Origin of the sequence: Lentzea flaviverrucosa, from assembly GCF_003350445.1 — a bacterium.
Classification (GTDB): Bacteria; Actinomycetota; Actinomycetes; order Mycobacteriales; family Pseudonocardiaceae; genus Lentzea; species Lentzea californiensis.
Genome location: NZ_QQAU01000002.1, coordinates 171,188 through 185,057 on the forward strand (window position 1 = coordinate 171,188; position 13,870 = coordinate 185,057).

Below are 13,870 nucleotides of genomic sequence, written 5' to 3' on the forward strand. Positions count from 1 at the left end.
GCCACAGTGCGGCTCATGCTGATCCGGCGGGAGACACCCGCAGACATCGACGCCATCCGCACCGTCACGAACCTCGCGTTCAAGGACGGGCCGGAGGCTCCGTTGATCGACTGGTTGCGCGGGGACGAGGGCTGGATCCCGGAGTTGTCGCTGGTGGCGGACGGGGTGCTCGGGCACGTGGTGTGCACGCGCGGGTACGTCGGCGAGGTGCCCGCTCTCGGGCTCGGGCCGATCGCCGTGCATCCCTCGCACCAACGCGGCGGCATCGGGTCGGCGTTGATGCACGCGGTTCTCGGTGCCGCTGAGGCTCGCGGCGAGCGCGCGGTCATCCTCCTGGGTGACCCCGGCTACTACTCGCGGTTCGGCTTCCGGCTCGCCTCGGAGTTCGGGATCACGCCGCCGGATCCCGCGTGGGGGCCGCACTTCCAGGCGCGGCTGTTCGGCGACGTGCCCGCGGGGGCGTTCCGGTACGCGGAGCCGTTCAACCGGCTCTGAGCACTGCGCCTTCGGCCGTGCGCGCGTAGACCGTGCCATCGGGCTGGGCGGACACGGTGTCGATGAAACGGCCTTCGCCCAACGGTTCCCAGGTGGTGGTGAGGCGGTGCGGGCGTCCGCCGATCAGGGTGTGGACGCCGACCGTCCCGTCTGGACGGAGAACCACCTCGGGTGAGGCTTCGAGGGACTGGGCTATTTCGCGCCACATTCCGGCAGCACTGGCCACGAGCCTGTCGCCGGACCTGACGTACACGGCCACGGAGCCGTCCGGGAAGGCGACGGCGGACGGCTTGCCCGCCGCGAAGCCGGCCGGGCTCAGCGCCTGCCAGCTCGGAATCGATCCGGACTGGCGGGCCCTCTGGGGGGATCCGCCCCCCATCCCAATCATCTCAGGCAGGTCCGACACTTTTGCGACGCTGCCGTCGGCCAGCACGGCGTACAGGTCCACAGTTCCGCCGGGACGAGCCACCGCTTCGGGGTCACCGGCCACGCCCGTGGCCACGAGCCGTGCGGTGCCGCCCGCCAACGCCCTGACCTCGCCTCGAGCCGTCCGCGCGTACACGGTGCGCCCGGCCACCGAAGGCCGTCCGACGAAGTCACCCGAGGTGCTCAGCCGCGTGCCGTCGGCCCAGACGTCACCGTCCAGCACCACGTGGACGACACCGCCGACGACCTCGGGGCCGCCCTGCCACGCCTGCCTCAGCATCGACCCGGCGCGCGTTTCCGCCTGGTCGTACCGCTCCGGGCAGCAGGACCGCTGCACCGCGTCGGCGAGCAGCCCGGCGGAGAGCTCCGGCCGGTCCACGCGCACCGCGTACTCGAAGAACCGCCGCGCCGCGTAGGACACGTCCATGATCTGCTCGGGCGTCCCCCACCCCATCGACGGCCGCTGCTGGAACACGCCCAGCGAGTCGCGGTCGCCGCACGACAGGTTGTTCATGCGCGACTCGACCCACCCGGCCTCGAACCCGGCGAGCATCACCTTGTCGCTCACGCGCAGAGAAAGACCAACGGCGTGCACGGCGCGGATGACGTCCGCGTCGTGCACGCCGGGAACTCGGCACCTCACGTCCAACGGCAACGCATGCGCGGTACCGGACATGAGCAGGACGAAGACCAGCGCGAGCCTGAGCACAAGTCCGAATTGGACACCCGGGCCCGCGCCGGTGCCACTCAGGAGTGGGCGATCAGCGAGAAGCCGAGCACGCCCGTCGCCGTGAAGTCGATGGCCGGCTCGGAGCTCGGCCACGAGCGCAGGTCGTCGGCGAACACGGACTTCGCGGAGTTGAACTCGACCGTGTACGGCTTGGTGCAGCTGACGGAACCTGGCGGCATCTCACCGAGGTCACCGAACAGCGTCGCGTCGTTCGGTCCGTTGATCACGGCGCCGACCAGCACCTTCGAGCCACCGTTCACCGAACCGGAGAGGTTCGCGGCCTGGTGGTGCGGGCACTCGGGGAACTTCGTGCCGACGCCGACGATCAGCGAGGTGCCCCAGGCGTTGGTGCCGAGGGCGAAGCCGCGCTGCTGCGTGCCGAAGGTCGCGTACTCCTTCGAGCCGGTGAGCTTCTGGTACAGCGCGGCCGTGGTGATGTAGCCGAACGTGCGCGAGCCGACGTCCCAGGTCTCGACGTTCGCGGCGGTGCGGAACGGCGACGTCTTGGCCGCGTCCGCGCCCTTCTGCAACTGGCGCTGGATGTCGCCGATGATCTGCTTCTCGGTGACCTCGGCGCCCGGGACGCCCTTCTTCAGCAGCTTCGCGAGGTCGGCGTGGCCGAGCGCGGAGATGTTGTAGACGTTGAGCGTGTCCGGGTCCTGCGTCGCCAGGAACTCCTTGGCCCAGTGCGTGGCCGCGCGGGCGAACTGCCCGTAACGCTTGTCGTGCAACGCCTTGGCGGCCAGCGCGAGCTGCGTCGCGCCGAACTCCATGTCGTCGGTCCACGACTCCTCAGGGTAGTACGCGTGCGGGAACGCCGTCACGAGCTCGCCGACGTTCTCGGTCTTGGCCAGCGCGAACAGCTGCGCGGCCTTGTCCAGGTACGCACGGGCGGCGCGCGGGTTGCGGTCGGCCTCGATCTGGGCGGCCAGCGCGAACGAGCCGGCCACGCGGCCGACCAGGTTCGGGCTGATCTTCTCGCCGGCGACGTTCGCGCGGAAGACGGGGCGGTGCTTGATGAAGTACTCGCTGTCGCCGGGCTTCACGTTCAGCTCGTCGTCGGCCTCGGGCAGGCGCCACACGTCGTGATCTCCGACGAAGCCGAACTCCTCGGATCCGGTGCCGATGCCGACCTGCGCGTAGAGCGTGCCGGTCTTCTCGTCGAACGCCTTGTCGAGCCACTTGAGGCCGAACTTGGCCTCGTTGTACAGCGCGGCGTCGTGCTTGTTGCGCAGCGCCAGCAGCATCGACGCCGTCGAGTACGACGAGGCGTGCGTGAACTTCACGAAGTCACCGGCGTCGAACCAGCCGCCTTCGAGGTCGACCTTCACACCCGTGGGCTTGAGCGGTGCGGCGATCTGGTCGCCGCCCTCGCCCGCGAACACCGGAGCCTCGTAGACGAGCGCCTCGCGGTCGGTGAGGTGCGCGGGCTTGCGGTTCAGCCGGCCGGGGATGACGTCGGCGCCGTCGCGCTGCGCCTGGAAGAACTCGACGGTGTTGTGCGCGACCGGCGAGAACAGCTTCTTCAGCGAGTCGACCTTGAACACCGGCGAGGTCGTCGTGCCGACCTTGATCCGGTACGTCCCCGACCTCTTCAGCGCGGAGAAGTCGATCGGGTGCACCGCGGGGAACGTGTCGCTCCACGAGCCCGTCGAGGCGCCCGTCCTGCCGGTCAGCACGGTCCGGCCGCGGCTGTCCACCACGGAGAACTTGGTGCCGGCGGCACCTCCGAGCACGTAGGCGTGCTTCTGCTCGGAGGTGCCGAACCCGACCTGATCCAGCCGGATCTGGCCGGTGGGAGCGGCCTGTGCAGGTGCCACGACCACACCTGTGAGCACTGCGGCGACGAGGGCCGCAAGTCTGATGCGCATGCTGGGAACTCCCGGTCCAGGCCTCGGCGTTCGGCCTTCGGTTAAGAAAGTTTCCTAATAGTTCGCAGCAGACTAGCCGCACATACCGGACATCACCAGCCCTCTGGCGGCTCCGAAAACGCCGAGGACAGGTCACGCGTCAACGAGAGTGCGCGTTTGACCCAAGTGGACGACGCACCCGCTAGCCCGCAGGTCGGAGTCGGCAGCGCCAGCTCGACGAGGATCGACCGCGGGAAGCCGAGACGGTCCACCAGCGTGAACGCCCGCTGCCCGACGTCCTTGAGCGCGACCGGCACGCCGGGATCGGTGCTCGGCACCAGCCCGAGCGCCAGCGTCGTGCCCGCCTGCCACGTCTCGCCGATCTCGTCGAGCGCCTCCGCACCCTTGATCAACGTCGCGTCGAACGCGATCGCCGCAGCGCCCGCCTCGCGGAGCAACGTCAACGGCGGGTGCGGCGCGCAGCAGTGCACCACCACCTCGTGGTCCTTCAACGCATCGATGACGGTGGCGAGCACGTTGCGCGCGTCCGGCCCCGGCACGGCGGCCACGGTGCCGAGCTGGGACGGCGTCGGCAGCAACCCCTGCAGCACGGCGGGCAGCCCCGGTTCGTCGAGCTGCACGACGACCTTCGCCTTGGTGCGCCTGGCGACCTCGGCAGCGTGCTGCTTGAGCCCCTCGGCAAGCGACGCGGCGAACTCCTTCACCGCACCTGGGTCCGTGAGCACGCGGTGGCCGCGCATCAGTTCGATGTTCGACATCAGCGTCCACGGCCCGACGGCCTGCACCTTGACCGTCTCCGGCTGCGCCCCCGCGCGTTCCAACGCCTCGTCGAACGCGTCCAGGTCACCGCGCAGCAGGTCGACGGCCCGGCGGTGGTCGCGGCCGGCACGCGGGGTCACGCGGTAGCCGGAGGTGACGACCTCGATCGCGAGGTCGACCAGCAGGCCGGCGGTGCGGCCGATCATGTCCGCGCCCACTCCCCGGCCAGGCAGCTCCGGGACGTGCGGCAGCTCAGGCAGCTCTCCGACGACTACGCGCGCCGCCTCGTCGATGTCGGTTCCGGGCAGTGATCCGATTCCAGTTGCTCCACGCACCCTCCGAATTGTTCCACTGTCCGGCGGACAGGAGAGGTCTAGACCCATTGACGCTATGGTCCAGGCCACTTACCGTGATCGAGCAGGCGCTGAACGTGTGGGCGCCTCCCTGCACGTGGTGCAGGACCGCGACGCGCCCCGTGGTCCTGCACCACTCCCACCAGAGGCCGTCGTGACCGTGGTGGCGAAGAGGCTGCAGGCACCCGGGAATCGACCCCCTGCGAGAAAAAGGCCGTTGCGGGAACTTCCGTTCCCGCAACGGCCTTCACACATCCGAAGCAGTTAGCAAGAGCTGCAGCATCCGCAGCCCGGACCCGTGCACCCGCCACAGCAAGAACAACCACCCACGATGACCACCTCCGATGTTGAACGATCACGCATCCGGACAGTAAGTCGATCCGAACACCGCGTGACACCACCGCGAGAGTGATTACGCTGCCACGAATGAATGGTCCTGCCGAGATGCTCGCCGCCGACAAGGCCTCCACCGCCCTGGGCATCGAACCCGTCGAACTGCGCGACGGCTACGCGTTGCTGCGGATGACGGTCGCGGAGAACATGATCAACGGTCACGGCATCGCGCACGGTGGCTACGTGTTCCTGCTGGCGGACAGCGCGTTCGCCTGCGCCTGCAACAGGGCAGGGTCCGTCACCGTCGCCGCCACGGCCGAGATCGACTTCATCCGGCCCGTGCACGAGGGCGACGAGCTGGTGGCCGAGGCGGTGGAACGGACCCGGTTCGGCCGCAGCGGGATCTACGACATCACGGTCAGGCGAGGGACTGAGATCGTGGCTGAGTTCCGCGGCCGGTCGCGGACCCTTCGCGCCTGAGGCCGATGAACTGCAGCACCGCGAAGCCGAGCACCGCGAGTCCCTGGGCCAGCACGAGTGCCACGCCGATTCCCGTGAGCGGGAACCACGCCAGTTCCGCGGTCAGAACGCTGTCGGCGGCCCAGACCAGGTTGCCGATGATGACCAGCAGCACGATTCGGCGGTCCGGGGTGGCGCGGGTTCCCAAGAAGAACACGCCCGCGCCGTAAACGACGCAGAAAGAACCGAGTCCGATCTGCCAGCCCACCGGCATTCCGACTTCCGGGCGGATCAGCAGGGTCAGCAGACCCAGTGCGAACGAAGCGACACCGTCGAGTTTCAAGGCGAATTTCAACATGGCCCGACGATCGCCCGGTCAACGCTGCCAAAGCCAGGTCAAGTGCTGCCAACTCCTGCCATCAGGTCGGCCGCGACCAGGCGTGCGGCGGCGTTCTGCCAGTTGTGCAGCGTTCGTTCCGGCACCTGTGTCACGAACCACTGCAGAGCGCGGCGATCTTCCGCGTCGAGGTCCTCGCGCTTGGTCCGGACGGAATACGGCCGGATTCCCTTGACGTAGTAGAAGTACACGGCGTTGTAGTAACGCCATTCGTCGCTCGTGCCGAAATCGCCGTCCACGGGCTTGAGCCGTTGAATGCTCGCGAGCAGCATGCTTTTCAGCTGGGCTGCCCGATCCAGCGGCGGGCCGTCGTCGGTCAGTGCGACCAACGGGCTGGCGACGAGCTTTCCGAGATCGCCGTAGTGGCTGAGCGCCTTGCGGGTGAGGCGGGCGAACTCCGCGTCGTCCTCGGTCACCAGCGGGCGGCGTTTGGGCAACGCCTCGGCGGCGTCGCGGAGTTCGGCGCGTTCTGCCGCTACCGCCGGCAGGGCGAGGCGGTCGACCGCGGACGCGAGCGGGTTCGCGAGCACCTGGACCGCGATCGCCGCCGCGACGGTGGTGAAGACGAGCAGGTCCGGTCCGCCGAAGAAGATCACCTGCGATCCGAACAGCACCGCGGTGAAGGCCGAGATGACCAGTGACCGCAGCATGTCCGCGCGGATCGCCTCGCCCTCCTCCACCGCGTCCGTGACGGCGACGAGGACTCCGAAGACGACCACGTCGAGGCCGAGCGACGGCAGCGTGATCGCGTCTGGGAGCAGTCCCAGCAGGAACGCACCTGCCGATAGGCCGAACATCACCCCAACGAGTGAAAAGTAAGCACGTTTTCTTATGGCTAGGACCGTGGCTGCGGCCAGTGGAAGCAATACGACCCACGGTACGAAGAACGACGCGGCGAAGAACGGGAGCAGCGCGAGGAGCCACCACCTGATCAACTCGGGTCGCGCGAGCAAAAGGACCGCACCCGTCCAGGCCAGCGCCGGCACCGCGAGGAGCACCGGATTCGGCGCTACGACCGCCGCCGAATAGCCGATCATCCCGGCACCCGCCCACCACAACAGCGGCTTGCGGGGGTCGCGGGCGAGCAGGTAAAGACCCAGCCACCAGGCGAGGCCGGAGACCAGCAGCGATAGGCCGAACACGGGTCAAAGCTAGCCCTACCTGCAAAACTAATCTTCATGCCGGTAGAGCGGACGCTCCACAAAGCGGCCGAGGAGTTGCAGAGAGGCGACCTCGCCAGCGTGCTTCGCGCACGTCAGCGCGTCGCCGGGCTCGTGGGCACCTTCCCGCAACGGCTCGACCTGCGGGAACGGCTCGCCGAGGTCTACCGCGTGCTCGGCCAGCCGGCTCAGGCGGGCCGCTGGACCTACCTCTCCGACGAACGGGATCCCGGCGAACTCCTGGCCTTCGAACGCGCCTACCGCCGCGCGGACTCGCGTCTGGTCGCGCTCTCATGGCAGGGCCGCGTCGACGAGGCACCGACCGAGACGGCCCGGACCCGCCTCGCGTCGCTCTACCAGGAGGCGCGGGTGGAGCTCCAGCAGGACCTGGACGGCACCCCGAACGAGGAGACGTCCTGGGGCGCCTGCCTGATCGTCATGGCCGGCGGCACGTTCGTCCTGGTGTGTTTCCTGCTGGGCATCGTGACTCTCGTGCAGTTCTTGTGGAAGCTGGTCTCATGAGAACGTTGTCGCAGTACGTCCGCCGCACCCCGATCATGCGCGTGTCAGCCGACGGCCGGCCGCTCGTGTTCAAGCTGGAGCACCTGCAGCTCACCGGCTCCTTCAAGCTCCGCGGCGCGGTCAACACCCTGCTGTCGCTGAACCTCTCCGAGGTCGTCACCGCGTCGGGCGGCAACCACGGCATCGCCGTCGCCCAGGCCGCGCAGCTGCTCGGCGCGCACGCCACCGTGTTCGTCCCGGTGACGGCGCCCGAGACCAAGACGAGGCGCATCGAAGCGTTGGGCGCCAAGCTGATCCGCCACGGCAACACCTACGCCGAAGCCGCCGCGGCCGCCCGCGAGCTCGATCTGCCCTACATCGAGGCGTACAACGACGCCACGGTGATCGAGGGCCAGTCCACGGTCACCCAGGAGATCGTCGAGGACGCCCCGGACGTCGACACGATCTTCGTCGCGGTCGGGGGCGGCGGACTCGTCGCGGGCGCCGCACTGGCCTCGGGTGGGCGCCGCATCGTCGCCGTGGAACCCGAGAACTGCTGCGCCATGCACAACGCGCTGGCCGCCGGCGAACCCGTCGACTCGGTGGTGAACTCCGTCGCCGCGGACGCGCTCGGCGCCACGCGCGCAGGCTCGTTGTCGCTGGAAATCCTACGGCAGCACAACGTTTCCTCGGCCCTGGTCACCGACGAGGAGATCCTCTCGGCGCGGGACCGGCTGTGGGAGGAGTTCCGGATCGCCGTCGAACCGGCGGGCGCGGCGGCGTTCGCGGCGTTCCTCAGGGGCGACGTGTCGAGTGAGCTGCCCTGCGTGCTCCTGTGCGGAGCGAACTCGGAGTGGCGTCCCAGCTAGCCCGGCGGAACCGGCGCGCCCCCAGCCGGCGCAACGGCGACACGACCCACACCGGCATGTCGTCGCGACGGGCCTGAACGCTCAGCTTCCGACGGTCCACAGGACTGACGAAGCACCGGAACGCGCTCCGAGCCCGCGCGGCGAGGTCGAACTCCGTGTCAATGAACGTCACGCAGCGAACGCTAGATCCGCTTTCCCGGCCCTACAAGCGAATTAGGACCCGCAGGCCCTAGCTGGTCGCGTCGATGGTGGCGCTGGCCAGGACGATGTCGCCCGCCGCGTCCTCGCGGTAGATCGCCACGGCCTGGCCGGGCGCCACGCCCTTCAGCGGTTCGCGCAGCTGCACCCGCAGCACGCCGTCGACCAGTTCGGCGACGGCCGGAGCCGTGCCGCCGTGCGCACGCACCTGCGCGACGCACTCGACAGGTCCGTCGAGCTCGACGTGCGCGACCGGCGCGGACGCCGAAATCCCCGTCACCGCGAGCTTTTCGACCGCTCCGACCCGCACGTTGCCCGACACCGGCTCCAGCGCCAGCACGTACCGCGGACGGCCGTCGGCGGCGGGACCGTCGATCCCGAGCCCCTTGCGCTGTCCCACGGTGAACTCGTGCACGCCCGCGTGCCGGCCCAGCACCGCCCCGGTCGCGTCGTCGATCAGCAGGCCCGGCTTGGTCTCCATGCGCCCCGCCAGGAACTTCTGCGTGTCGCCGTCCGGGATGAAGCAGATGTCGTGGCTGTCCGGCTTCTTCGCGACCGACAACCCTCGTGACGCCGCCTCGACGCGCACGTCGTCCTTCGTCGTGTCGCCCAGCGGGAACATCGCGTGCGAAAGCTGCTCCGCGGTCAATGACGCCAGCACGTACGACTGGTCCTTGCCCAGGTCGGCGGAACGGCGCAGCTCGGGACGACCGTCGACCATCTCCAGGCGCGCGTAGTGGCCGGTGCAGACGGCGTCGAAGCCGAGGGCGATCGCCTTGTCCAGCAACGCCTCGAACTTGATCCGCTCGTTGCAGCGCAGGCACGGGTTCGGCGTGCGGCCGGCCGCGTACTCCGCGACGAAGTCCTCGACGACCTCTTCGGTGAAGCGCTCGGCGAAGTCCCAGACGTAGAACGGGATGCCCATCAGGTCGGCCGCGCGACGGGCGTCGTGCGCGTCCTCGATGGTGCAGCAGCCACGGGCGCCGGTGCGCAGGGTGCCGGGCTTCGCCGACAACGCCAGGTGCACGCCCGTCACGTCGTGTCCCGCTTCGACGGCGCGCGCCGCCGCCACCGCGGAATCGACACCACCGCTCATCGCCGCGAGGACCTTCACTGCTTGACCACCTTCCGGGACCGCCTCATGCCTGCCAGGCCCGCCGTACGGGCCCTCTCCACCACCGGTCCGATGACCGACACCAGCTTCTCAACGTCCACGTGCGTCGACGTATGCCCGAGGGAGAACCTCAGGGAGCCGCGCGCCAACGCCGGTTCGACGCCCATCGCGAGCAGCACGTGGCTCGGTTGCGCGACACCGGCCGTGCACGCGGAACCCGTCGAGCACTCGACACCGCGTGCGTCGAGCAGCATCAGCAGGCTGTCGCCCTCGCAGCCGGGGAACGTCAGGTGCGCGTTGCCGGGCAGGCGGTGCACCGGGTCGCCGTTCACGATCACGTCCGGCACCACCGCGCGCACCGACGCGATCAGCTCGTCGCGCAGCGCCGCCAGTTCCAGCGCCCGGGAAGCCTGTTCCTCCACCGAGATCCGCACCGCGCGCGCAAGGCCGACGATCGACGGCACGTCGAGGGTGCCGGAGCGCACGTCGCGTTCCTGGCCGCCGCCGTGCATCAACGGCGTGCACTTCACGTCTCGCGCCAGCAGCAGCACGCCCACGCCGTACGGGCCGCCGACCTTGTGGCCGGTCAGGGTCAGCGCGGAGGCGCCGGACGCGGCGAAGTCGACCGGGACCGCGCCGACGGCCTGCACCGCGTCCGTGTGGAACGGCACACCGCGTGCGGCGCACACGGCAGCGATCTCGTGCACGGGGTTGATGGTGCCGACCTCGTTGTTCGCCCACATCGTGGTGACGAGCGCGACGTCGTCGTCGAGTGCGTAGGCCACCGACTCGGCGGACACCCGGCCGAAGTGGTCGGTGGGCAGCCAGGTGACCTCGGCGCCCTGCCGTTCGAGCCACTCGACGGCGTCCAGCACGGCGTGGTGCTCCACGGCCGAGGCCAGCACCCGACGACGGCCACTGGCCCAGTAGATGCCCTTGACCGCGAGGTTGTCGCTCTCCGTGCCGCCGCCGGTGAACAGCACCTCGGACGGCCGGGCGCCCAGGGCGTCGGCGATGTTCTCGCGGGCTTCCTCGATCGCCCGCCGCGCCCGCCTGCCGGAGGTGTGCAGCGACGAGGCGTTGCCCGTGGTGGACAACGCCTCGGTCATGGCCGCGACCGCCTGCGGGTGCATGGGGGTCGTGGCCGCGTGGTCGAGATAAGCCATCAGGCCTTCAGGGTAGCCCGCATGCGGGGCCCGGTCAGAATCGCTCCCACCACCGCCAACGCCGCCATCGACAGGTTGAGCACCACCACGCCCGCGGTCGGCGCCGTCGCCAGGACGAGCACACCACCGAGTCCGATCATGGTCGCGGAGAAGAGCATGTCCGAGATCTGCAGCGCCGCGGAGTTGAAACCCCGGTCGGCCTCGGGTGATGCGGCCATCATCAGCACACCGACGCTGGACGTCGCGATGCCCATGCCCGCGCCCGCGACGGCCCAGAAGACCAGCGTCAGGTGGGCAGGCCCCCATGTGGGTGCGATGAGCGTCACGGCCGCGATGCCGGTCGCGGAGAGCAGGAACCCGAAGCGGACGAGCGTGTAGCGCTCGATCTCGGGATGCCTCGACGCCCACATCGACGCACTCGCCCAGCCGAGTGCGCTCAGCGTGAGCGGGATACCCGCCTCCAGGGGCGAGTAGCCGTGCACGACGGTCAGCGTCAGCGGGATGAAGCTCTCCACCGCGAAGAACGTGCCCGCGAGCAGGCCGCGCGCCAGGATCGTGACCGGGAGGCCGCGCCGGGCCAGGAGCGTGCCCTTGGGGAGCAGGATGCGCAGTGCCGGTGCGAGCAGCAGCAACGCGACCACGAGCATCCACCAGGTGCGGTGCTGCAATGACCAGCTCAGGCCTGCCACGCCCAGACCCACCGCCACGGCCGCGATGGGCAGGTGCTTGCGTGGCGGGGGCGTCTCGGCGTGCGGCGGAAGCTTCTTGAGCACGGGAACGAGCAGCACGCTGCCGATGAGCACCAACGGCACGATGCCGACGAACACCAGCCGCCACGTGAGGTGCTCGGTCGCCCACCCCGCGACGGCAGGCCCCACCATCGAGGGCACGACCCAGGCAGCGGACAGCGCGCCGAACACGGCGGGCCGGTCGGCCTCGGGGTAGACGAGCGCGATCAGCACGTAGATCGCGACGATCAGGAAACCCACACCGAAGCCCTGCAGCACCCGGCCGGCGAGCAGGACCGTCATGTTCTCGGCGATGCCCGCGACCACGAGCCCGGCGAGGAACAGGACCACGCCGATCAGGATCGCGGGCTTGGGGCCCCTGCGGTCCGAGAGCCGTCCGGAGAAGACCGTGGCCATCACGCTCGCCGCGAGGTTCGCGAGGAACGGCCACGCGTACAGCGCCTCGCCCTTCAGCTCGCGGACCATGGTCGGCATCGCGGTGCCGACGCCCATCACCTCGAAGGCGACGAGCGTGACCAGCAGCAGGATGCCCGTCGTGGGCCAGCGGCGTTCAGGCGACCAGAGGCGTGATGGGGCGGGCGCGGTGGTTGTCACCTGTAGATAGTGCAATCTCCAGTTGAGTCGAGGTCAAGCGGATTGATTGCTCTTCGGCAAGTTTCGCCAGTTCGCGCCGGGATCCGGCACCTCCGGGAGCGATCTCGTCCAGCACGTGGACCTCGACGACCAGATCGCGGGCTTTGAGCACCCGGCGGATCGAGTCGACCAGGGTGTCGCTGCCGACGAACGCGGGCTGCGTCGTCAGGTGGTCGCCGATCCGGTAGCGCAGCACGATCGGCCGCACCGGCACACCGGCGTCGAGCGCGGCCTGGAACAGCGCCGGCTTGTAGTGCCCGGACGCGAGCCCGCACCACGTCGTGCCCTCGGCGTGGATGGCGACCGCACTGCCGTTGCGCAGGGTCGCGGCCAGCTCGTTCACGGTCTGCGGCAGCTCGCGCAGCTTCTCGCGGTCGAGGTAGACCGTGCCCACCGCGGTGATGATCGGGCCGAGCACCGGCCAGCTCTTGATGTCCTTCTTGGCGACGATCTTGACTGGCTGCACCGAGTCGATCGCGAGCTCGTCGAGCCATGACACGTGGTTGCTCGCGACGAGCACGCCGCGCTTCGGGATCTCCTGGAACTTCCTGGCGCCGTGCACTTCCAGCCGCACGCCGAACGCCCGCAGGATGGCGTGGAACCACAGTCGCACAACGCTTTCACGCTGCTTGCCCGGCAGCAGCAGCGCCAGGGCGATCCACGCGCCGCACAGGATCGCGGTGACCGCCATGACCGCGCGCCAGGTCTGCCGGAGCCGGCCGACCTCACCGGGCGTGCTGCCGACGCACCCGTCACCGCACGGCGACGCGGGCATCCAGGCGTGGCTCATGACGTCTCCCCCAGGAAGAACTTCAGGTAGCGCTGATCCATCTGGTCCATGCCGAGCAGGATGAAGAGGTCGGCGACGCCGAAGTCCGCGTCGAGCGCGGGCCGTCCGCAGATCTTGGCGCCGAGCCGCAGGTAGCCCTTGAGCAGCGGAGGCAGCACGGTCTTGTCCGGCCGCACGATCGCGTCGACGTCCCACGGGTTGTGCGGCGTGACCCGGTACTCCTCGGGCGCGTAGTGCTTGGCGTGCACCGCGTCCCAGACGCCGGCCGCGAGGCCGCCACCGTCCTGCAGCGGGATCGACGCGCATCCGACGAGCCACTTGTGGCCGCTGAGCAGCATGTACCGCGCGATACCGGCCCACACGAGGCTGACGACGGCACCGTTGCGGTGGTCGGGGTGCACGCACGAGCGGCCGGTCTCGACCGTGGAGCTGCGGATGCCGTCGAGGTTGGACAGGTCGAACTCGCCGTCGCCGTAGAGCCGCCCGGCCTCCCTGGCACGCTCAGGCGGCAGCATCCGGTACCCGCCGACGATCTCGCCGGTACGGTCGTCGCGCACCACGAGGTGGTCGCAGAACTCGTCGAACTCGTCGACGTCGTGGCCGGGCACGCCGGTGTGCAGCGTCGCCCCCATCTCACCGGCGAACACCTCGTAGCGCAGTTTCTGCGCGGCGACTACCTCGTCGCTGTCCCTGGCGACGAGGAGGGAGTAGCGGGGTGCGTTCCCGTCCTGCTGGACGGGGGTGCTGACAAGCAGTTCCGGCTGCGTCATGGGCACCAGGGTGAAGCCGGGTTGGCTAATCGCAGCAGGTCAGAACGATGTCCGGTCAGTGGCAGTCGGGTTAACCGACGGTGGTGCCCCGAGTCCC

Annotated in this window: 14 protein-coding genes; 4 read left to right on the top strand and 10 right to left on the bottom strand. The window is 69.6% G+C overall.

The window, feature by feature from the left end:
- Nucleotides 1-15: 15 nt before the first annotated feature.
- On the top strand, nucleotides 16-495 hold the full coding sequence (locus DFR72_RS06915; protein WP_090066771.1) for a GNAT family N-acetyltransferase: 480 nt from the start codon (nucleotides 16-18) through the stop codon (nucleotides 493-495).
- Here the strand turns inward: DFR72_RS06915 and DFR72_RS06920 are convergent.
- From DFR72_RS06920 to DFR72_RS06930, 3 genes are all read right to left on the bottom strand, one after another.
- Nucleotides 482-1,630: a hypothetical protein gene (locus tag DFR72_RS06920; protein ID WP_090066506.1), complete on the bottom strand. Its 1,149-nt coding sequence runs from the start codon at nucleotides 1,628-1,630 to the stop codon at nucleotides 482-484. The two genes, DFR72_RS06915 and DFR72_RS06920, sit on opposite strands and share 14 nt — an antisense overlap.
- Nucleotides 1,631-1,668: 38 nt before the next feature.
- Nucleotides 1,669-3,522 (bottom strand): glycoside hydrolase family 9 protein, encoded by a 1,854-nt coding sequence (locus tag DFR72_RS06925; RefSeq protein ID WP_090066507.1) that lies wholly within the window; start codon nucleotides 3,520-3,522, stop codon nucleotides 1,669-1,671.
- 92 nt (nucleotides 3,523-3,614) lie between these two features.
- Entirely contained in the window at nucleotides 3,615-4,616 is a 1,002-nt protein-coding gene (locus tag DFR72_RS06930; protein WP_245982609.1) for a uroporphyrinogen decarboxylase/cobalamine-independent methonine synthase family protein, read from the bottom strand.
- A 444-nt stretch (nucleotides 4,617-5,060) separates the two neighbouring features.
- On the opposite strand from DFR72_RS06930, the gene paaI reads away from it, so the two are divergent.
- Nucleotides 5,061-5,447 carry a hydroxyphenylacetyl-CoA thioesterase PaaI gene (gene paaI / locus DFR72_RS06935; RefSeq protein ID WP_090066509.1) on the top strand — a complete coding sequence of 129 codons (387 nt, stop codon included), beginning with the start codon at nucleotides 5,061-5,063 and terminating at the stop codon, nucleotides 5,445-5,447.
- Here the strand turns inward: paaI and DFR72_RS06940 are convergent.
- Together DFR72_RS06940 and DFR72_RS06945 are read right to left on the bottom strand one after the other, a co-directional pair.
- On the bottom strand, nucleotides 5,386-5,784 hold the full coding sequence (locus DFR72_RS06940) for a hypothetical protein (RefSeq protein WP_114773626.1): 399 nt from the start codon (nucleotides 5,782-5,784) through the stop codon (nucleotides 5,386-5,388). The genes paaI and DFR72_RS06940 overlap by 62 nt on opposite strands.
- Before the next feature lie 38 nt (nucleotides 5,785-5,822).
- Entirely contained in the window at nucleotides 5,823-6,965 is a 1,143-nt protein-coding gene (locus DFR72_RS06945) for a hypothetical protein (RefSeq protein ID WP_090066511.1), read from the bottom strand.
- 36 nt (nucleotides 6,966-7,001) lie between these two features.
- On the opposite strand from DFR72_RS06945, the gene DFR72_RS06950 reads away from it, so the two are divergent.
- Together DFR72_RS06950 and DFR72_RS06955 are read left to right on the top strand one after the other, a co-directional pair.
- Nucleotides 7,002-7,505: a DUF6584 family protein gene (locus DFR72_RS06950; protein ID WP_090066512.1), complete on the top strand. Its 504-nt coding sequence runs from the start codon at nucleotides 7,002-7,004 to the stop codon at nucleotides 7,503-7,505.
- Nucleotides 7,502-8,353 carry a serine/threonine dehydratase gene (locus DFR72_RS06955; protein WP_090066513.1) on the top strand — a complete coding sequence of 284 codons (852 nt, stop codon included), beginning with the start codon at nucleotides 7,502-7,504 and terminating at the stop codon, nucleotides 8,351-8,353. Before DFR72_RS06950 ends, DFR72_RS06955 begins: the two co-directional genes overlap by 4 nt.
- Nucleotides 8,354-8,582: 229 nt before the next feature.
- Here DFR72_RS06955 and mnmA read toward each other — a convergent pair whose 3' ends face one another.
- Genes mnmA through DFR72_RS06980 form a run of 5 tightly spaced genes read right to left on the bottom strand, consistent with a single transcriptional unit; the run spans nucleotide 8,583 to nucleotide 13,773 of the window.
- Complete coding sequence (mnmA, locus tag DFR72_RS06960) at nucleotides 8,583-9,665, bottom strand: tRNA 2-thiouridine(34) synthase MnmA (protein ID WP_090066514.1); 1,083 nt, start codon at nucleotides 9,663-9,665, stop codon at nucleotides 8,583-8,585.
- Nucleotides 9,662-10,831, bottom strand: coding sequence for a cysteine desulfurase family protein (locus DFR72_RS06965; RefSeq protein ID WP_090066515.1), 1,170 nt, complete (start codon nucleotides 10,829-10,831; stop codon nucleotides 9,662-9,664). The genes mnmA and DFR72_RS06965 overlap by 4 nt, the downstream gene beginning before the upstream one ends.
- Nucleotides 10,831-12,174 (bottom strand): MFS transporter, encoded by a 1,344-nt coding sequence (locus DFR72_RS06970; protein ID WP_090066516.1) that lies wholly within the window; start codon nucleotides 12,172-12,174, stop codon nucleotides 10,831-10,833. Before DFR72_RS06970 ends, DFR72_RS06965 begins: the two co-directional genes overlap by 1 nt.
- A complete protein-coding gene (locus tag DFR72_RS06975) occupies nucleotides 12,131-13,003 on the bottom strand; it encodes a lysophospholipid acyltransferase family protein (protein WP_090066517.1) in 873 nt (290 codons plus the stop codon). The genes DFR72_RS06970 and DFR72_RS06975 overlap by 44 nt, the downstream gene beginning before the upstream one ends.
- Nucleotides 13,000-13,773 (bottom strand): GNAT family N-acetyltransferase, encoded by a 774-nt coding sequence (locus tag DFR72_RS06980; protein ID WP_090066518.1) that lies wholly within the window; start codon nucleotides 13,771-13,773, stop codon nucleotides 13,000-13,002. The genes DFR72_RS06975 and DFR72_RS06980 overlap by 4 nt, the downstream gene beginning before the upstream one ends.
- Nucleotides 13,774-13,870 lie beyond the last annotated feature (97 nt).